At 72.8% G+C, this 18,290-nt stretch carries 16 protein-coding genes, 2 pseudogenes and 1 riboswitch; of the genes and pseudogenes, 5 read left to right on the forward strand and 13 right to left on the reverse strand.

The window, feature by feature from the left end:
* Window positions 1-27: 27 nt before the first annotated feature.
* Window positions 28-1,491 (reverse strand): L,D-transpeptidase family protein, encoded by a 1,464-nt coding sequence (locus JSY13_RS02605; protein WP_259607447.1) that lies wholly within the window; start codon window positions 1,489-1,491, stop codon window positions 28-30.
* 184 nt (window positions 1,492-1,675) lie between these two features.
* On the opposite strand from JSY13_RS02605, the gene JSY13_RS02610 reads away from it, so the two are divergent.
* Complete coding sequence (locus JSY13_RS02610) at window positions 1,676-2,857, forward strand: ROK family transcriptional regulator (RefSeq protein WP_259607448.1); 1,182 nt, start codon at window positions 1,676-1,678, stop codon at window positions 2,855-2,857.
* Window positions 2,858-2,953: 96 nt separating this feature from the next.
* Window positions 2,954-3,581, forward strand: a pseudogene (locus tag JSY13_RS02615) (glucosamine-6-phosphate deaminase).
* A 203-nt stretch (window positions 3,582-3,784) separates the two neighbouring features.
* On the opposite strand, the gene JSY13_RS02620 reads toward JSY13_RS02615, so the two are convergent.
* The 7 genes and pseudogenes from JSY13_RS02620 to JSY13_RS12520 form a co-directional block, all read right to left on the reverse strand.
* Window positions 3,785-4,183, reverse strand: a complete 399-nt coding sequence (locus JSY13_RS02620) for an NUDIX hydrolase (RefSeq protein WP_259607450.1) — start codon at window positions 4,181-4,183, stop codon at window positions 3,785-3,787.
* Complete coding sequence (locus JSY13_RS02625; protein WP_259607452.1) at window positions 4,176-5,540, reverse strand: FAD-binding oxidoreductase; 1,365 nt, start codon at window positions 5,538-5,540, stop codon at window positions 4,176-4,178. Before JSY13_RS02625 ends, JSY13_RS02620 begins: the two co-directional genes overlap by 8 nt.
* Complete coding sequence (locus JSY13_RS02630) at window positions 5,537-5,908, reverse strand: YrdB family protein (protein WP_259607454.1); 372 nt, start codon at window positions 5,906-5,908, stop codon at window positions 5,537-5,539. The genes JSY13_RS02625 and JSY13_RS02630 overlap by 4 nt, the downstream gene beginning before the upstream one ends.
* A 49-nt stretch (window positions 5,909-5,957) precedes the next feature.
* Window positions 5,958-8,057, reverse strand: a complete 2,100-nt coding sequence (locus tag JSY13_RS02635; RefSeq protein WP_259607456.1) for a sigma-70 family RNA polymerase sigma factor — start codon at window positions 8,055-8,057, stop codon at window positions 5,958-5,960.
* A 453-nt stretch (window positions 8,058-8,510) separates the two neighbouring features.
* Window positions 8,511-9,785 carry an N-acetylglucosamine-6-phosphate deacetylase gene (locus tag JSY13_RS02640; protein ID WP_259607458.1) on the reverse strand — a complete coding sequence of 425 codons (1,275 nt, stop codon included), beginning with the start codon at window positions 9,783-9,785 and terminating at the stop codon, window positions 8,511-8,513.
* Entirely contained in the window at window positions 9,770-10,945 is a 1,176-nt protein-coding gene (locus JSY13_RS02645; RefSeq protein ID WP_259608247.1) for a family 20 glycosylhydrolase, read from the reverse strand. Before JSY13_RS02645 ends, JSY13_RS02640 begins: the two co-directional genes overlap by 16 nt.
* Window positions 10,858-11,097, reverse strand: a pseudogene (locus JSY13_RS12520) (glycoside hydrolase family 20 zincin-like fold domain-containing protein); the annotation flags it as partial. The gene JSY13_RS02645 and the pseudogene JSY13_RS12520, both read right to left, overlap by 88 nt.
* A gap of 157 nt (window positions 11,098-11,254) precedes the next feature.
* Between JSY13_RS12520 and JSY13_RS02655 the strand changes: the two are divergent.
* The 3 genes from JSY13_RS02655 to JSY13_RS02665 all read left to right on the forward strand — a co-directional run bounded on the left by JSY13_RS02655 (window position 11,255) and on the right by JSY13_RS02665 (window position 14,201).
* Window positions 11,255-11,758, forward strand: a complete 504-nt coding sequence (locus JSY13_RS02655; RefSeq protein ID WP_259607460.1) for a DUF6630 family protein — start codon at window positions 11,255-11,257, stop codon at window positions 11,756-11,758.
* A gap of 27 nt (window positions 11,759-11,785) precedes the next feature.
* A riboswitch (ZMP/ZTP riboswitch) is annotated at window positions 11,786-11,869 on the forward strand.
* Between the two features lie 61 nt (window positions 11,870-11,930).
* Window positions 11,931-13,205 carry a serine hydroxymethyltransferase gene (glyA, locus tag JSY13_RS02660; protein WP_259607462.1) on the forward strand — a complete coding sequence of 425 codons (1,275 nt, stop codon included), beginning with the start codon at window positions 11,931-11,933 and terminating at the stop codon, window positions 13,203-13,205.
* Between the two features lie 108 nt (window positions 13,206-13,313).
* Window positions 13,314-14,201 (forward strand): bifunctional methylenetetrahydrofolate dehydrogenase/methenyltetrahydrofolate cyclohydrolase, encoded by an 888-nt coding sequence (locus JSY13_RS02665; protein ID WP_259607463.1) that lies wholly within the window; start codon window positions 13,314-13,316, stop codon window positions 14,199-14,201.
* Between the two features lie 22 nt (window positions 14,202-14,223).
* Here the strand turns inward: JSY13_RS02665 and JSY13_RS02670 are convergent, their stop codons facing one another.
* From JSY13_RS02670 to hpaD, 5 genes are all read right to left on the reverse strand, one after another.
* The gene (locus JSY13_RS02670; protein WP_259607464.1) at window positions 14,224-14,940 is read right to left on the reverse strand and encodes a DUF6882 domain-containing protein; all 717 of its coding nucleotides are present in this window, start codon (window positions 14,938-14,940) and stop codon (window positions 14,224-14,226) included.
* 140 nt (window positions 14,941-15,080) lie between these two features.
* A complete protein-coding gene (locus JSY13_RS02675) occupies window positions 15,081-15,254 on the reverse strand; it encodes a hypothetical protein (protein ID WP_259607466.1) in 174 nt (57 codons plus the stop codon).
* Between the two features lie 167 nt (window positions 15,255-15,421).
* Complete coding sequence (locus tag JSY13_RS02680; RefSeq protein ID WP_259607468.1) at window positions 15,422-16,225, reverse strand: HpcH/HpaI aldolase family protein; 804 nt, start codon at window positions 16,223-16,225, stop codon at window positions 15,422-15,424.
* Window positions 16,210-16,995: a 2-keto-4-pentenoate hydratase gene (locus JSY13_RS02685; protein WP_259607470.1), complete on the reverse strand. Its 786-nt coding sequence runs from the start codon at window positions 16,993-16,995 to the stop codon at window positions 16,210-16,212. Before JSY13_RS02685 ends, JSY13_RS02680 begins: the two co-directional genes overlap by 16 nt.
* 100 nt (window positions 16,996-17,095) lie before the next feature.
* The gene (gene hpaD, locus JSY13_RS02690; protein ID WP_259607472.1) at window positions 17,096-18,262 is read right to left on the reverse strand and encodes a 3,4-dihydroxyphenylacetate 2,3-dioxygenase; all 1,167 of its coding nucleotides are present in this window, start codon (window positions 18,260-18,262) and stop codon (window positions 17,096-17,098) included.
* Window positions 18,263-18,290: the final 28 nt, after the last annotated feature.

Below are 18,290 nucleotides of genomic sequence, written 5' to 3' on the forward strand. Positions count from 1 at the left end.
GCATCCGCCCCTCCCACGTTTCGAACCTTAGTTGTGGACCCAGACCTCCGTGCCGATGGTCGACCACTCGTAGACGTACTGGGCGGCGTCGAAGGTCATGTTCACGCAGCCGTGGCTCATCGGGGTGCCGAAGTTGTCGTGCCAGTAGGTGCCGTGGAACGCCTCGTCGCCGTTGTAGTACGACACCCAGGGCACGTCCTCGGTGACGTACTTCGAACCATCGGCGTTCGTGCCGCGCATGTCCTGGATGCGCACGTACGCGTACACCTTGAAGTGCCCGGTGTCGGTCGGCGTGGCCGCCGTGCCCGAGGAGATCGCCCAGGACTGGACGAGCTGCTCGTTCTCGAACAGGTAGGTGCGCTGCTCGCTGAGGTCGACCTCGATCCGGCGGAACAGGGCGGTGGTCTCGAACGGGGTGGAGGTGACCGCGAGCGGATACGCCGCGTCTCCGGCGCTGAGCTGGGCGGCGAACTCGGACGCCGCGTTCGACGTGTCGCCGAGGACGCGTCCGTCCTGACCGGGCGTGAGCTCCTTGAGCACCGTGCCGTCGGAGTCGACGATGTTCCTGGCGTTCACCGGCTCGCGGTTGACCAGGCCCGGGAGCGTGTCCACGACGGCCTGGATGGCGGTCTCGTCGGCGGTGATCTCCAGCTCGCCGTCCACGGCCTCCACGGAGAGCCAGCTCGCGGCGACGTCCGGCGCGATCGGCACCGTGCGCTCCTCGCCCACGTAGAAGCCGATCGAGGCGAGCATGGAGTTCAGCTGTGCCGCGGTCTCGGCGGCCTCCTCGTCGGTGATCGCGGCAGGCGCCTCGGTCGGCGCGCCGGGGAACTCGAAGGACGTCTGGCCCGCGGCGGTCGCGTCCGCGAACGCGGCGGTGAGCTTCTCGAGATCGATGCCGGTGCCGGGCTCCGAGGCGGTCGTGGTGTACGCGCCGGCGGCCGGGTCGAACACGACGGTGGCGTCCACCGCGGCCTCGTAGCTTCCGGGCAGCGCGGCGCGCAGGGTGTGCTCGGCGGCCTCCGGGTCGAGGGTGATCTCCGCGTCGATCGGCTCGCCCATCCACGCGGTCACGTTCCACATCGGGCGCTCGGCGAAGGCCTGCTCCGCCAGGGCGGAAGCGTCGAGGCTTGCGCCGAGATCGGCGCCGCTCACGGTCGCGTCCGTGCCGGTGAGCACCACCTCGGTGCGTGCGAGGTGGGCGCTGATCGCCTCCGTGGCCATCCCCGGGGTCATCCAGCCGACCGGGATGCCGGCGACGGTGGTGCCCGGCGCGATCAGCAGGGTGGATGCGCCACCGGCGGCGAGCAGCAGCGCGCCCGCCCCGGGACCGAGCCACAGGCCGAGGCGGCGCTTCTTCGGTGCCGGCTCCATCGGCGCCCACTCCAGGCGCCGGCCGCCGTCACCCGGCGGGGTGGTCTCGTTCGTGCTCGTCGACAGGACCTCGGTCCTGTCCGTGCCCGCGGTCGGTGCGGAGATCAGATCGGTCACGAACTCACCCCCCTTTGTTCAGCGTGTCCGTGTCTCCTCATGGTACGGGACGGAGATAACGGGATGGTAAAGTTCGCCATTCCCGTTCGGCCGGCCCTCGCGGCGGCGGCAGAAGGCGGCAGTAACGCGCGCGGAACGGATGCCGGGTTGCGCCGACGCCCATTCGTAAGATGTACTAACAAACATGCCTGATTCGGATGCGCCGCGCCCGCCCACCGGGACCATCGCCCCGCCGGCCCACGCCTTCGGCGCGAGCCGGCGGCTCCGCTCCCGGGCGAAGGTGCTGCCGGAACAGGCGCGGGGACACAACCGGGCCCTGGTGCTGCAGACGCTGTACCACCGCGGGGCGATGAGCAGGGCGGACCTGGCGCGGGAGACCGGGCTGACCCGCGTCACCATCTCCGACCTGGTCGGGGAGTTCATCGCCGACGGGATCATCACCGAGATCGGCGTGCGCGCGAGTGCGGGACCCGGCAAACCGGCGATCCTCATCGACATCGATCGCGGCGGGCACCAGATCCTCGGGCTCGACCTGTCCGGCCCGGCGGCCTTCGAGGGCGCGGTGATGAGCCTGGATGGCGACGTCGTGGCGCGGCGCACTGCGCCGCGCCCGGAGGACCGGGACGGGGACAGCGCCTACCGCGCCGCCGTCGACCTGGCCCGCGAACTCGTCGCGGCCTCCACCCGGCCGCTGCTCGGGGTCGGCGTCGGCACGCCGGGCGTCGTCGACCCGGCCGGCGTCGTGCTCCGCGCGCCGGATCTCAGCTGGCACTCGTTCCCCCTGGAGGCCCGGCTGGCGCTGGACCTCGACCTGCCCGTGATCGTGCGGAACGACGCCAACGCCGCCGTGCTCGCCGAGTACACCTTCGGCGACGCGCACGCGGACCTGATGCTGATCCGGATCGGCCGCGGCGTCGGAGCGGGGCTGATCACGGCGAACCAGCCGCTGCTCGGCAGCCGCTTCGCCGCGGGGGAGATCGGTCACGTCGTGGTCGGCACCGACGGCGGACCCCGCTGCGTCTGCGGCAAGGAAGGGTGCTTGGAGGCGTGGCTGAGCGTCACGCGGCTGGAGCGGGAGATCGCCGCCCGGCCCGGTGCCCGGGAGGAGGTGCTGGGCGACGCCGGCACCCGGCTGGCGATCGGCATCGCCCCGATCGTCGCGGCTCTCGACCTGTCCGAGGTGGTGCTGGCCGGCCCCGCGGACCTGCTGGACGGCGCCCTGGTCGACGCAGCGACCGGCGCCCTGCACGAGCGCACCCTCGAGGGGGTGTTCGAGGACGTCGTGATCCGCCGTACGCAGCAGGTGGACATCGTGCTGCGCGGCGCGGCCGTGATGGTGCTCTCGGCGCAGCTGGGGGTGTCCTGATGGTCCGCAGCGCGGGCATCCGCCTGCCGGGCATCCGCCCGACGGGCCGCACTGCGAGAATCGAGTTCCTCGCCCCCGAACTGGAGGTCGCCGCTCATGGCTGAAGTCGTCATCGTCGCCAACCCCGCGGAGGCGGGCGAACTCGTCACCGGCGAGATCGTGCGCCTGCTCGACGCGAAGCCGGACCTCGTCCTGGGCCTTGCCACCGGGTCGACGCCGCTCCCGGTGTACCGGGCGCTCGCGGAGCGGCTGCGCGGCCGCGACGTGTCGCAGGTTCGCGGCTTCGCGCTCGACGAGTACGTCGGGCTGGACCCGGCGCATCCGGAGAGCTACCGGTCGGTGATCGCCCGCGAGGTGGTCGAACCGCTCGGTCTCGACCCGCGGCGGGTGCAGGTGCCGAACGGCGCGGCGGAGACCATCCAGCAGGCCGGCGACGACTACGAGGCGGCGATCGCGGCGGCGGGCGGGGTCGATCTGCAGCTGCTGGGCATCGGCACGGACGGGCACATCGGCTTCAACGAGCCCGGGTCGTCGTTCGCCTCCCGCACGCGCGTGAAGACCCTCACCGAGCAGACCCGCGAGGACAACGCCCGGTTCTTCGACTCCGTCGACGATGTGCCCCGGCACTGCATCACGCAGGGGCTGGGCCGCCGCGTCGAAGCTGACGCTCGCCGACTACTACCGCTACACGTACGCGAACAAGCCTGCCTGGCAGGGCATCTGAGCTCCGCTGCCGGGCCGGGTGCGGCGCCCGCCCGGCGCAGCCACTGTGCCGAAGCCGCGCCGCGGGCGGGCGCAGCCGCGGTGTTGTGCGCTTCGCGCGGCCCGGAATCCGGCATCCGTCCGCGTGAAGCGCACTTCTCCGCGTGAGGCGTACGCGGAGGTCACGCGACGCGCACGCGTGGGTGAGCGAAGTGCACGCGCCGGTCAGCGCGACCAGGCGATCGGGAGCAGGTGCTCGGTGCTCAGGGGCGCCAGCTCGACGGCATCCGCCTCGTCGGGCCCGATCCAGCGCAGCTCCGCGAGCTCGGCCTGCACCGTGACGTCGGACGGCTCGGCCGCGACGGCGAACGCGGTGGCGACGACCCGATGACCCGGCTCGTTGGCGGCGGTGGAGACGAAGGTGCCGAGCGGGCGCAGGTCGTCCTCGGTGACGGTGAGCGCGAGCTCCTCGTCCAGCTCGCGGATCAGGGTCTGCGCGGGCGTCTCGCCCGGCTCCGGCTTGCCGCCGGGCTGCATGAACCGCCGCGTGCCGTGCTTGCGGACGACGAGGGCGCGTCCGGCGCGGTCGACGACCACGGCCGCGCTGACGTGGATGTCAGGCATCGGCGAACACCTTGCCCGGGTTGAGGATGCCGAGCGGGTCGAACACCTCCACGATCTGTCGCTGCAGCCGCCACTGATCCTCGCCGAGCTCCTCGGCGAGCCAGCGGCTCTTCAGGGTGCCGATGCCGTGCTCGCCGGTCAGCGTGCCTCCGAGTCGGACGGCCGCGCGGAACAGCTCGCCCGCCGCCTCCCAGACGATCTCGGGCACCTCCTCGCCCTCGAAGTTGAAGTTCGGGTGCAGGTTGCCGTCGCCGGCGTGCGCGACGGTGGGGATGCTCACCCCGTAGGCCTGCTCGATGCGCGCGATCTCGTCGAACATGGCCGGCATCGCGCTGCGCGGGACGGCGACGTCCTCGATCAGGCAGGTGCCCAGGCTCGCCAGGGCGGCGTGCATCGACCGGCGGATGCGCAGCAGCCGCTCCGACTCCTCGGGGTCGTCGGTGAGCGTCACCGTGCCGCCGGCCGCCTCGAGCACCGCCGCGATCCGCTCGGCGTCGGCGCGAGCGGAGGGGGTGTCGGTCTGCAGGGTGAGCTGGGCGGCGCCTGCGGCAGGCGCCGGCAGCCCGAGCAGCGCATGCACGGCGCTGAGGCTCCGGGGGTCCATGAGCTCCATGATCGCCGGCTGCGCGCCGGACGCCGTGACGGCGGCGGATGCGGCGGCGGCGTCGCGGACGGTGGGGAAGGAGGCGATCAGCGTGCAGACCGCGCCCTCCACCAGCCGGCGCAGCTTGAGCGTCGCGCCGACGACGACGCCGAGGCGGCCTTCGGAGCCGATCACGAGGGAGGTGAGGTCGAGGCCGGTGACGCCCTTGACCGTGCGGTGGCCCAGACGCAGCATCCGTCCGTCGGCGAGGACGAGGTCGACGCCGAGGACGGCGTCGCGGACCACGCCGTACTTGGCGCACAGGAGTCCGCCGGCGCCGGTGGCGATGTTGCCGCCGACGGTGGAGATGTCGCGGCTGGCGGGGTCGGGCGCCCACCACACGCCGTGGCCGGCGAGGTGCGCGTTCAGGTCGGCGTTGATGATGCCGGGTTCGACGACGGCGATGAGGTCGTCGGGGCGCACCTCGAGGATGCGTGTCATCCGCGCGGTGGAGAGCACGAGCTCGCCGGTGCCGGCGTTCGCGCCGCCGGCCAGCCCGGTGCCCGCGCCGCGCACCACGACCGGCGTGCGGGTCTCGGTCGCCAGCCGCATGGTCGTCTGCACGTCCTCGACGGAGCGCGCGTGCACGACGGCGAGGGGACGTCCGGGGGCGCGATGGCCGCTGCGGTCGGCGCGGGCGCTCTCGAGGGCCTCCGCGCTGGTGTCGACGACGTCCTCGCCGAGGGCGGCGCGGAGCCGGTCGACGATGCTCACGACAGTGCCCGCCGGCCGGTGAGCACCCCGGTGACGACGGCGACGACGGCGTAGGCGAGACCGGCCCAGGCCAGGCCCAGCGACCACAGGGCGAGGGTAACGCCGGCGTAGATGAGCAGCTCCACGGCGGCGCGGAGGAACGGATGCAGGTGCAGCACCGGCCGCGGGGAGAGGAACAGCGCCCAGGCGAGGAGCACCAGCAGCGGTGCGCCCAGCCCGGCGACGACGTTCCACGGCAGCGGCCATGAGCCGAAGCCCCAGAGGGCGAGGATCGCCAGGGACGCCACCAGGACGAGAGCGCGGACGATGTCGAGCGGGCCGATGGCCGGACGGTTCACGCCCGGTTCGGCGGCGGATTCCTGGGGCATGCTCCCAGTCTATTCGGCGGCCGGAGGGTCCATCCGGCGGCGGAAGGGTCTATCCGGCGGCGGCGGCCGGGCCCAGCGCCAGGGTCGCCGGGTCGTCCTCCAGGATGGTCGCCGGGATCGTGCTCGGGAGCGGATCGGAGGCCGGGGCGTCAGCGGGTTCCGGGTCGGTGACGGGGTCGGTGGTCGCCAGCTCCGCTGTCGCCGGCTCTGCGGTCGCGGCGTCGAGGGGCGAGGGATCGTCGGATGCCGCGGAGGCATCGGCCGGGAGGGCCTCGTCCGTGGGCGCGTCCTCGGCGGGATCGTCCGCGGTCAGCCGGCACAGACCGTGCGGCGGCCGGGTGTCGGTGAGTTCGTGCAGAGTCGTGAGCAACGGCTCGCCCGTGAGGTCGCCGGCGACATACGCGATGGCGATCTCCGCGTCGTCGCACATCTGACGCCAGGTGGGGCGCAGCTGCAGCTCGCCCAGGCCGTCGTCGCCGAGCACGACGTCGTCGGCGAGCACGTCGCCGGCCACGTAGGCGGCCTCGACGGTCGCACCCTCGGCGCCGGAGACCGGGATGGCGAAGTACACGTCCCGGGTCGGCACGTCGATGACAACACGGGCGGCGCCGACCTCGGGGGTTCCGGCAGGCAGCTCGGGGCCCGGGTCCTCGCCCGGGTCCTCGCCCGGGTCCTCGCCGGGGTCCTCTCCGGGGTCTTCGCCCGGATCCTCACCCGGGTCCTCGGCGGGGTCCTCGGCGGGGTCCTCCTCTGCGGGCTCGTCCGCGGGCGGCGGTGCCGCGACCGGCGGAGCCGCGAGCGCCGGGGGAGCGGCGGGCGGAGCGACGGGCGCCGCCGGCGGCGGTGCGGGCTCCGGCGCCTCGTCCGCAGGGGGCGACGAGGGGGGCGGCGCGGTCGGCGGCGTCTCGATCACGATCGGCTGGTCCATCGCCATCGACGAGTCCGGTGCGACCTCGGACGCGATCGACGACGGGTCGTCCTCCCCGGCGTTGGGCGGTGAGGTCGCCGGTGCCGCGTTCATCATGCCGGGTGCGACCGCCACCGCTGCGACCACCCCGGCGACCAGGAGCGCCGCGGAGCCTGCCCCGACGAGCGCACCCATCCCGCTGAGCGCTCCGAGCGGGGATCCGCCTCCCGCCGAGCCTCCGCCCGCCGAGCCTCCGCCCGCCGAGCCGCCGCCCGCCGAGCCGCCTCCGGCACCGGTGCCCGCGGGCACGGAACCCGCGGGCACGGAACCCGAGGCCACGGCGCCCACGGCGCCCGTGGTCGCGCCGGCGGCCCCGGTCGCTCCCGTCCCGGCCACCACGGCGCCCTCGATGACGCTCGAGGGCATCGCGGCCAGCGCGACGATGGGGGTGCCGCCGCCCTGCAGGGCGGCGAGATAGCCGCCGGCGCCCGCGGTGCCCAGCACCAGCGGCAGCAGCACGAACGCGAGCCGCCGCGACACCTCCTCGGCCTCGGCGGCCACGATCATGCAGCGCGCGCAGTCCTCCAGATGCTGTTCGAGCCGTTTGCGGTCGCGCGTGCCGAGATTGCCGCGGGAGTATCCGCCCAGCCGCTCGATCGTCCACTGGCAGTCGGACCCGGGGGCCGCGCTGCGCAGGTGCGCCTGGATCCACGCCTCGCGCAGGCCCTCCCTCGCCCGGAAGGCCAGCTGCGACACCGCCCCCGGCTTCATGCCCAGCAGCGGTGCGACCTCCGCCGGCTTCATCTGCTCGATCTCGGTGTACCAGAGCACCTCCTGCCAGCGGGAGGGGAGACTGCGGAACGCCTGCGCGGTCAGCCCGCGGTCGAGGGCCTCGAGGGAGGCCTCGTCGGTGGTGCGCGGATCGGGGACGGCATCCAGCTCGTCCATCGCGGTCTCGCGCTGCGAACGGCCCCACGCGGCCGCGGTGTTGCGGATGCTGGTGAAGAGGTAGGCGCGGAACGAGCCGTTCGGCCCGCCGCCCTTCAGGATCGCCTGGTAGATGCGGGCGTACGCCTCCTGCACGAGGTCGTCCGGATCGATGGACGAGGTCACCGACCGTGCGACGGCGATGCCGGCCGGGTAGTGCCGCCGCCAGAGCTCGCCGAACGCGCCGGCGTCCCCCGAGCGGGTGCGCAGCACGAGGGCCGCATCCGCAGGCCCGTCGGCGGTCTCGTCGTGCACAGTCATCCTCCGGTCGCCGGGCGCGATGGCGCCCTTACAAGAAGAGACGCGTGACGGTCCGGAATATCACGCGCATCGACTCATTCTCCCTCGATTCCCTCCGGTCGGCCACCTCTTTCCCCGTTCGGGGCGGATTCCTGCGTTCGGGGCGTCGGAGTGCCGCCCCAAGGGTGAGAATCCGCCCCGAACGCGAGGGAGGAAAGAAATCTCCGGGACTCGCGTGATGAATCGGCCGGGGCCGCGTCTCATCAGTAGAGCGATCCCGTCGAGCCGTGGCATGCGGTCACGACGGGGCCGGTGGGGATACCGGCGAGGGCCGGGCCCGGTGCCTCGGGGGAGGAGCTTCCGGGCCGGTCCGCTCACACTGGGGATGCGGAGGGCCGCACGCGTCGGGGAGGCGCGGCGGCCCTCCACCCTGTCTCCGGGTAGGCCTTCCGGATGCCCGCAGGCGTCTCAGCGGGCGGGGCGCGTGCCCACCCAGACGCCGCGCACGGCCAGTGCCGCATCCAGCAGCACGGCGTCGCCGGCGTACCCGGGGGCGAGGCGGCCGAGTGTGCCGCCGAATCCGATCGCGGCGGCCGGCGTCTCGGTGAGCGCCCGGACGGCATCCGCCAGCCCCACGCCGGCCTCGACCGCACGTCGCAGGGCGACGTCCTGGGTGAGCGTGGACCCCGCGATCGACCCCGTGTCGTCGGCGCGGGCGACGCCGTCGGTCACCGTCACGGTGACCGCGCCGAGATCGTACGCGCCGTCCGCGCTGCCGGCCGCGGCCATGGCATCCGTGATGAGCGCGACCCGCCCCGGAGCCGCGTCGAAGAGCAGCTTGATGACGTGCGGATGCAGGTGCACGTTGTCGGCGATGCCCTCCAGCACCACCCGGTGGTCGGCGGCGGCCGCGAGCACCGGGCCCGGTGCGCGATGGTGGATGCCGGGCATGGCGTTGAAGGCGTGCGTGAGGATCGACGCGCCCGCCTCGAAAGCGGCGACCGCCGTGGCGGCGTCGGCATCCGTATGCCCGACCGCGGCGGCGGCCCCGGCCTGCACGATCAGCCTGACGGCGTCCAGTCCTCCCGGCAGCTCCGGGGCGACCGTGACCTGGCGTACCGTCCCGCGGCCGGCGTCGAGGAGGAGGCGGACGTCGTCGGGATCGGGGTGGCGCAGCAGCGTGGGCTCGTGTGCGCCGTGGTGACCGGGGTCGAGGAACGGGCCCTCCAGGTGGCTTCCGAGGATGTCGGCGTCCGTCTCGACCATGTCGGCGATCTCGGCGACGCGACGGGCGAGGTCGTCGACGGATGCCGTGACCAGCGACACCACGGCGCGGGTCGTCCCGTGCGCGCGGTGCATGGCCCGGGCGGTGCGGATCGCCTCGGGGCCGTCGTCGAAGGCGGCGCCCGCGCCGCCGTGGCCGTGGATGTCGATGAAGCCGGGGGTGAGGAGCGCGTCCGGTCCCGCGACCGCGGTCGCGTCCACGACCTCGTCGGCGGGCTCCCAGTCTCCGCCGGTGCCGGATGCCACGACGACGCCGTCCTCGATCCGCACCCACGCGTCCTCGGTCACCCGGCCGCCGTCCACCAGCCGGGCGGAGTGGATGACCCGGCTGCCGCGCGTCCCGGTCGTGACGCCCGCGGCGGCCGCCGGATTCCCGGCGTCGCCGGCCCCTCCTGCGGCGTCGCCGGCACCTCCGGGGGGCTGCTCGTTCGGGCGCTCGGGGGTCATCGGCTGCTCCACGGGATCTCCTCGGCGGCGTGGTGATCGATGCCCTCAGACTGCCACAGCGGGGCGAGCCGCCCGACCCGCTCCCGGAACGACTCCCAGGTGCGCTCCGTCGCCGCTGCGGGTGACCAGGCGATCTCCGCGATCGCGGCGACGCGCGGGAAGACCAGCCGGTCGGCGTCGCGCAGGTCGCGCACGGTCTCGGTCCACAGCGGCGCCTCCACGCCCAGCACCGAGGCCGCCGGCAGCGGCAGGATCGCGGTCGGCTCCCAGTCGTAGGCGGTGCGCACATCGACCACGCCCGCCCAGGAGAGCCCGAGCGGGAACTGCTCGTCGTACTTCATGTCCAGGTACGCGGCGTCCGAGGGCGACATGATCAGCCGGCCGCCGCGCTCGACGAAGCGCGACGCCTCGGCGGCGTGCGCGCCCTGCGGGGTGCGGCTTCCCCAGTACTGGCCGACCGTCCCCGGCGCGATGTCCGGGCCGGAGCCCGCCTCGTGCCAGGCCACCGGTGTCTTCCCGAGCTCGACGACCAGCGCGGTCGTGCGCGCCATGAACGACGCGAAATCGGCCGGGTCGGTGCCGAACGCCTCGTCGCCGCCGATGTGCAGCCACGGCCCCGGGGTGAGCTCGGCGAGCTCGGAGAGCACGTCGCGGACGAAGCGCTCGGTGTCCGCCGTGCGGATGCGCAGGCTGGAGTGCCCGACGCCCCAGCCGGTGTACGGCTCCCCGGCGGCGGGGAGCGCCTGTCCGAGCGCCTCGGCGCTGCGCACGAGATCCTCGCTCAGCACCGGCTCCTCCACGAGCTCCGGGTAGGCCACCCCGACCGCGTGGGTGTGCCCGGGCAGATCGATCTCGGGAACCACGGTGATGTGCCGGGCGGCGGCGTGGGCGAGGATCTCGCGGTAGTCGTCCTTCGTGTAGAAGCCGCCCGACTCGCCGCCGACGGAGCTCGCCGCGGCCCGCTCGGTGAGCCGCGGCCAGGAGTCGATCTGCAGGCGCCAGCCCTGGTCGTCGGTGAGGTGCAGGTGCAGGTGGTTGAACTTCGCGCGCTGACGCGGTCGATGAAGGCCTTGACGTCGTCGACGCGGAAGAAGTGCCGGGCCACGTCGAGCATCACGCCGCGGTAGGCGAACCGCGGCGCATCCTCGATCGTCGCGCGCCGTACGCCCCAGGCATCCTGCTCCTGCCCGTCTGCGTGCAGCAGCTGCCGCAGCGTCTGCACGCCGTAGAACAGGCCCGCGGCATCCGCGCCGACGACCTCCGCGCGTTCGGCGACCGTCAGCCGGTGCCCCTCCGCCGGACCGCCGTCCTCGATCCGCAGCACGACGTCCCCGGCTTCGGGCGCACCCGTCCTGCACGGTCGCGGAGCGGGGCAGCGGCACCAGCGAAAGGGGATGCGTAAAGACTATGAACAAAACCTATCGGCCGGCGGGACGTGCGCCAAGGATGACGGCCGGGGACGTCCGGGCGAGAATGGGTCCGTGGATGACGAGACCAGGATCGACGCCTGGAAGCGGCTGTGTGAACTGCTCGACGACGACCCCGAGCTACGTGCGGACGTCCGCCTGGCGGTGGCCGACCCGGACGGCTACGTCGACGCGCACGCGGACGCGCTCCACACGCGCGGCATCGCCTCGCCGGAGGACGTCGACCCATGGCTGGTGCTGATCGACGGGCTGGATGACGCCGGCGCACTGGCGTACATGGACCGCGACGACACCGGGATCGAGCTCGCCGAGGCGCTGTCCGGGGTGCCGCGCGCGATCCGCTCCGGCGTCGACCTCGACGAGATCGGCGACGTGGACGGCGACCTGCCCGCCGCGATCGCGCGCGCGGACGAGCTGCTCGCCCCGTCCGGACTGCGGCTGCTGTACCTCCAGGAGGAGCCCGACGCCTGCCCGCTCGTCGTGGTCCGCGCGTCCCAGGCGGAGGACATCCTGTCCCTGGCCGCCGAGCTGGGACGGTCCGCGCGCGTCTTCCGGTGACGACCGCCGAGCCCGTTCCGCTATGCTTTCCTGCGTCGCGACTGGCGTCTGGGTGGGTCACCACCGGGGAGCGACCCGAACGGAAATCGACCGCGCGCCTGGGCCGATGAGAGCTTCGTCACGTCCGCTGCCGCGGACAGCAACCCGCCTTCTGACATCAGAGGAGAACGCCATGACCGACCCGTACTTCAACGCGCCGCTCGCCGAGGTCGACCCCGAGATCGCCGAGGTCCTCGACCGCGAGCTGAAGCGCCAGCAGACGTTCCTCGAGATGATCGCGTCCGAGAACTTCGTGCCCGTCTCCGTGCTGCAGGCGCAGGGCTCGGTGCTCACGAACAAGTACGCCGAGGGCTACCCCGGCCGCCGCTACTACGGCGGCTGCGAGGAGGTCGACGTCGCCGAGGAGCTGGCGATCGCCCGTGCCAAGGAGCTGTTCGGGGCGGAGTTCGCGAACGTGCAGCCGCACTCCGGCGCGACCGCCAACGCCGCCGTGCTGCACGCCATCGCCCGTCCCGGCGACACGCTGCTCGGCCTCTCGCTCGACCAGGGCGGCCACCTCACGCACGGCATGAAGATCAACTTCTCCGGCCGGCTGTACGACATCGTGGCCTACGGCGTCGACCCGGAGACCTCGACCATCGACATGGACGAGGTGCGCCGCCTCGCCCTCGATCACAAGCCGAAGGTCATCATCGCCGGCTGGTCGGCGTACCCGCGTCAGCTCGACTTCGCGAAGTTCCGCGAGATCGCCGATGAGGTGGGCGCCCTGCTGTGGGTGGACATGGCGCACTTCGCCGGGCTCGTCGCCGCCGGGCTGCACCCGAACCCGGTGCCGCACGCGCACGTGGTCTCCTCCACGGTGCACAAGACGATCGGCGGCCCCCGCTCCGGCTTCATCCTCACCAACGACGCCGAGATCGCGAAGAAGATCAACTCGGCCGTGTTCCCGGGCCAGCAGGGCGGGCCGCTCATGCACGTCATCGCCGCCAAGGCGACCGCGTTCAAGCTCGCCGGGACCCCGGAGTTCAAGGAGCGCCAGGAGCGGGTGCTGCGCGGGGCCGCGATCATCGCGGACCGGCTGTCGCAGCAGGACGTGAAGGATGCCGGCATCGCCGTCCGCTCCGGCGGCACCGACGTGCACCTCGTGCTCGTCGACCTGCGCGACGCCGAGATCGACGGCAAGCAGGCCGAGGACCTGCTGCACGAGATCCACATCACGGTGAACCGCAACGCCGTGCCGAACGACCCGCGCCCGCCGATGGTCACCTCGGGGCTGCGCATCGGCACCCCGGCGCTGGCCACCCGGGGCTTCGGGGACGCCGAGTTCACCGAGGTCGCCGACGTCATCGCCCTCGCCCTGCAGCCGGGCGCCGACGTCGAGGCGCTGCGCGCCCGCGTGGATGCGCTCGCCGCGGCCTTCCCGCTGTACCCCGGCCTGGCCCAGTAAGACCGCCTCCGCAGCATCCGCACGCGCTGAGACTTCTCCTTCCGCACGAGACGGCACGCCGCTCGTCGTGTCTCGTGCAGAAAGGGAAGTCTCGCTGAAGGGAACGACATGACGGCACAGATCCTCGACGGCAAGGCGGCGGCCGCCGCCATCCGGGCCGAGCTCACCGAGCGGGTCGCGGCGCTGAAGGAGCGGGGGATCGTCCCCGGCATCGCCACGGTGCTCGTCGGCGCCGACCCCGCATCCCAGCTGTACGTCGGCATGAAGCACCGCCAGTCCGAGGCGATCGGGATGAACTCGATCCAGCGCGAGCTGCCGGCGGATGCCACGCAGGCCGACGTCGAGGCGCTGATCGACGAGCTGAACGCCGACCCGGCCTGCCACGGCTACATCGTGCAGCTGCCGCTGCCGAAGCACATCGACACCGACGCGATCCTGGAGCGGATCGACCCCGCCAAGGACGCCGACGGGCTGCATCCGACGAACCTGGGCCGGCTCGTGCTCAACGTGAACGGGCCGATCCACACGCCGCTGCCGTGCACCCCGCGCGGCGTGATCGAGCTGCTGCTGCGCAACGACTACGACCTCGCCGGCAAGCACGTCGTGGTCGTCGGCCGCGGCGTGACGATCGGGCGCCCGATGGGTCTGCTGCTGACGCGGCGCGCCATCAACGCCACGGTGACCCAGGTGCACACCGGCACGCCGGACATGTCCCCCTACCTCCGCCAGGCCGACGTCATCGTCGCCGGTGCGGGCGTGAAGCACCTCATCCGCCCGGAGGACGTCAAGCCCGGGGCCGCCGTGCTCGACGTCGGCGTGACCCGCGAGGACGACCCGGAGACCGGGAAGTCGAAGGTCTTCGGCGACGTGCATCCGGATGTGGCGGAGGTGGCCGGCTGGATCTCGCCCAACCCGGGCGGGGTGGGGCCGATGACCGTGGCGCTGCTGATGACGAACGTCGTCGAGGCCGCGGAGCGGGCGGCGAACGCGGCCTGACCCGAACCGGGGCCCTTGCCGGTCAGCCGCCGAGCCGGCTCCGGATGTCGGTGATGCGGGCGTACTCGTCGAAGGAGAACGTGGCCGAGCCCGAGGCATCCGTCACGGTCGCGGCCGAGTAGTCCGCATCCGCCCATTCCAGCTGCCAGGATGCCAACCGGGCGAGATCCCACACCGAGGTGCGCGCATCCGGCAGCGCCAGCCCGGTCAGGATGCGGGGGAGCGCGCTGGCCGCGGCGGACACGGTGAGCGGCTCGAGCGGGGCGTCCAGGAGCAGCACGACGCGCGATCCGCCGGTCGATGCCGTGTAGTAGGGGGAGAGGCCGCTCAGCTCGACGGCGACCCCGCCGATGACGTGCGCGAAACCGGTGATCCACTCCTGGAGGTCGTCCCCGGTGTCCTCGGGGAACGGCACCTCGCCCTGGGTGAGCTCCGGGATGCCGTGCTGCTCGCCGTACTCCCGCAGGCGCGTGGCGACGCCGGACGGGTCGCCCTGCGGCAGCGCCCAGGCCCACATCAGCGAGCGCGGTCCCGGCGCGATCGACGCGACCAGGTGCGGGCGCGCGGTGAGGGTGCGGCCGGCATCCGACTCGGCGGTGAACGTGAAGCGGCCCGCGGCGAGGTCCACGTCCCAGCGGTGCTCGCCGAGCGCCTCGGTGGCGGCGGCGAGCTGATCCTGCCGGAGGGCCGTGAACAGCGCGGCGCGGTCCGCGAGCGAGGTCAGGTCTGCGAAGGTCATGCCTTCAGTCTTACCAGTGTCGCCATGAATCCCCTCCACGTGGCAGCTGCGGACGCGGGGAGGGCGGATGCGGCTGTGCCTCGCGCCGCGGACGGGTGCGCGGATGCCGGAGGCCGTGGCGCTCCGGCATCCGCACCCCGTCACGGACGCGGGGCGTCGTGCTCGACGAAGCTCTCGATCTTCGCGAGCTCGCGCTGACCATCCTCCTTGTAGCCGTACGTGCGGTCCCAGCCGATCGGCGTCACCGAGATGGCGTTGCGGACCACGGAGGCGGTGGCGTCGGCATCCGCCCGCTCCTCCTCGCACGCGGGCACGCCGTCGCAGAGCGCGAGGCGGATGGTGAAGCTGCCGCCGCCCTTCGCGTCGTAGTTGTGGTAGGCGAGCGTCTGCGTGCCGACCGAGGTCCAGACGGCGTGTCAGCACATGCCGGACGCGGTGTCAGGACGTCGCGGTGGCCCTGGCGGCCCGGGTCGCCGCGAAATCAGTACGTCTCGGCGGCCGTATCGCCCGACCTCTTGATGAACCGTGCCGCCAGCGCCTCCGACCCGCGGGCGAGGATGGTGACGTCCGCGCTCGCCGAGAGGAAGTGCGCGCCGTCGGCGAGGTACGCGTCCGCGGTGGCGGGATCGAAGGCGTTCACGCCCACCTTCTTGCCGGCATCCGTCACCGCCTCGAAGACCCGTCGGACGGCGGCGAGCACCTCCGGGTGCGACTGCTGCCCGGGGAGACCCATCGACGCCGCGAGGTCCGCCGGTCCGACGAGCACGCCGTCCACGCCGTCCACAGCCGCGATCTCGGCGGCCGCCTCCACGGCCGCGCCGGATTCGACCTGCACGAACAGCGACACGTGCTCCGCGGCATCCTGCACGTAGCGCTCCACCCGGCCCCAGCGGCCGCTGCGCGCCAGCGCCGACCCGACCCCGCGGATGCCCGCCGGCGGGTAGCGCACGGCGGCGACGGCGGCTCGCGCCTCCTCCGGCGAGGCGACCATCGGCACCAGCACGTTCTGCGCACCGGTGTCGAGCACCTGCTTGATCACCACGGGGTCGTTGAACGGCACCCGCACGATCGCCGGCACCCGATACGCGGCGATCACCTGCAGCTGCTGCTGCACCGTGGTGATGGTGTTCGGTCCGTGCTCCATGTCGATCAGGAGCCAGTCGATCCCCGACCCGGCGCAGATCTCCGCCAGCAGCGGGGACCCGGTGCTCAGCCACATGCCGATCAGCGCGCGGTCGGCGTCGGCCAGACGGTCGCGGAAGGTGGGCTCTAGACGAAGCGGCATTCGATGGTCCCCATCTCGCGGTAGTCGCACAGCACGCGGTCTCCGCGCGACACCCACATCGGGCGCGTGAACGATCCTGCCAGGATGATCTCCCCGGCCTCCAGCCGCGCGCCGTGCTGGTGGAACTTGTTCGCCAGCCACGCCACGCCGGTCGCCGGGTGCCCGAGTACGCCCGCCGCGACCCCGGTCTCCTCGATCTCGCCGTTCTTGGACAGCACGCCGGGCACCCAGCGCAGGTCGATCTCGTCCGGCCGCCTGCGCTCCGAGCCGAGCACCATGGCGCCGTAGGCGGCGTTGTCGGCGATCGTGTCGACGATCGTGCGGCCCTCCAGCTCGATGTGCGAGTTCAGCACCTCGAGCGCGGGCACCGCGTAGTCGATCGCGGCGAGGGCGTCCTCCAGGGTGCAGTCCGGACCCTCGAGCGGCTGCTTCAGCACGAACGCCAGCTCGACCTCGATTCGCACGTTGGAGAAGTGCTCCACCGGGATCTCCGCCCCGGACTCGTACACGGTGTCGTCGAACATCACGCCGTAATCCGGCTCAGTGATCCCGGTCGCCTGCTGCATCGCCTTCGAGGTCAGGCCGATCTTGCGGCCGACCAGGCGGCGGCCGGCCGCGATCTGCGCGTCGCGCCAGACGCCCTGGATGGCGTACGAGTCCTCGACCGTGGCCTCTGGGTACCGGGCGGTGATCCGGGGGATCACGCCGTGCGTGCGGTCGGCCTCGGCGAGCTCCGCCGCCAGCTGCGCGATCGTCTCTTGCGACAGCATCCGTTCCTCCTGTGTCAGTGTTCCGCGTTCTCCCGGCACAAACAGACGCCCGGGGGTCAGACGCCCGGGGGTCAGACGCCCGGGGGTCAGAGCGCCCGGGTCAGAGCTGGTGACCCAGCTTGTACTCGCCCTGCTTCCACTCCGGCATGGACGCCTCGCCCTCGTCCGGGCGGGTGTAGGAGAACCCGTCGGCGCCGATCGTCACCGCCATCTCCGAGGAGTCGGTGCGGGCGAGCACCGGCTGCGGGTTCCCGTCCAGGTCGAGCACGAGCGAGGCATCCGTGTACCACGACGGCACCACCGGGTTGCCCCACCAGTCGCGGCGCTGGTTGTCGTGCACGTCCCAGGTGATCACCGGGTTGTCCGGGTCGCCGGTGTAGTAGTCCTGCGTGTACACCTCGACGCGGTGCCCATCCGGGTCGCGCAGGTACAGGTAGAACGCGTTCGAGACGCCGTGGCGGCCGGGACCGCGCTCGATGGCATCCGACCGGCGCAGCGCACCGAGCTTGTCGCAGATCGCGAGGATGTTGTGCTTCTCGTGCGTCGCGAAGCACACGTGGTGCATGCGCGGGCCGTCGCCGCCGGTCATCGCGGTGTCGTGCACGGTGGGCTTGCGGCGCATCCACGCCGCGTACACCGTGCCCTCCTCGTCCTGGATGTCCTCCGTGACACGGAAGCCGAGGTCCTGCATGAACTTCACCGCGCGCGGCACGTCGGGGGTGACCTGGTTGAAGTGGTCGAGGCGGACCAGCTCCCCGGGCTTGTGCAGGTCGTAGCGCCACGACATCCGCTCCACGTGCTGGGTCGAGTGGAAGAACTCGTACGGGAAGCCGAGCGGGTCGACCACGCGCACCGAGTCGCCGATGCCCTTGACGAAGCCGTCGGGGTTGCGGCGGACGTCGCAGCCGAGCTCGGTGTAGAACTCGACGGCGCGGTCCAGGTCCTGCGGAGTCCGCACCCGGTACGAGAACGCGGCGACGGCCGCGATCGGGCCCTTGCGCAGCACCAGGTTGTGGTGGATGAACTCTTCCGTCGAGCGCAGGTAGATCGCCTCGTCGTCCTCCTCGGTGACGTACAGCCCGAGGATGTCGACGTAGAACTCGCGGGATGCCGCGAGGTCGGTGACCACCAGCTCCATGTACGCGCAGCGCAGCACGTCCGGCGGGGTCGACTTGGGCGTCGGGGTGGGGTTGTCGGGGTGGATCGGCGCCTCCTGGCTCACGTAGAAGCCGGAGGAGGTGAGGGTCATGTCGTCGCGGTTGGTCATGTCAGCGTCCTTGCTCGTTGCTTTGTGC

The sequence above is a fragment of the Microbacterium neungamense genome (assembly GCF_024971095.1).
GTDB classification, from domain to species: domain Bacteria; phylum Actinomycetota; class Actinomycetes; order Actinomycetales; family Microbacteriaceae; genus Microbacterium; species Microbacterium neungamense.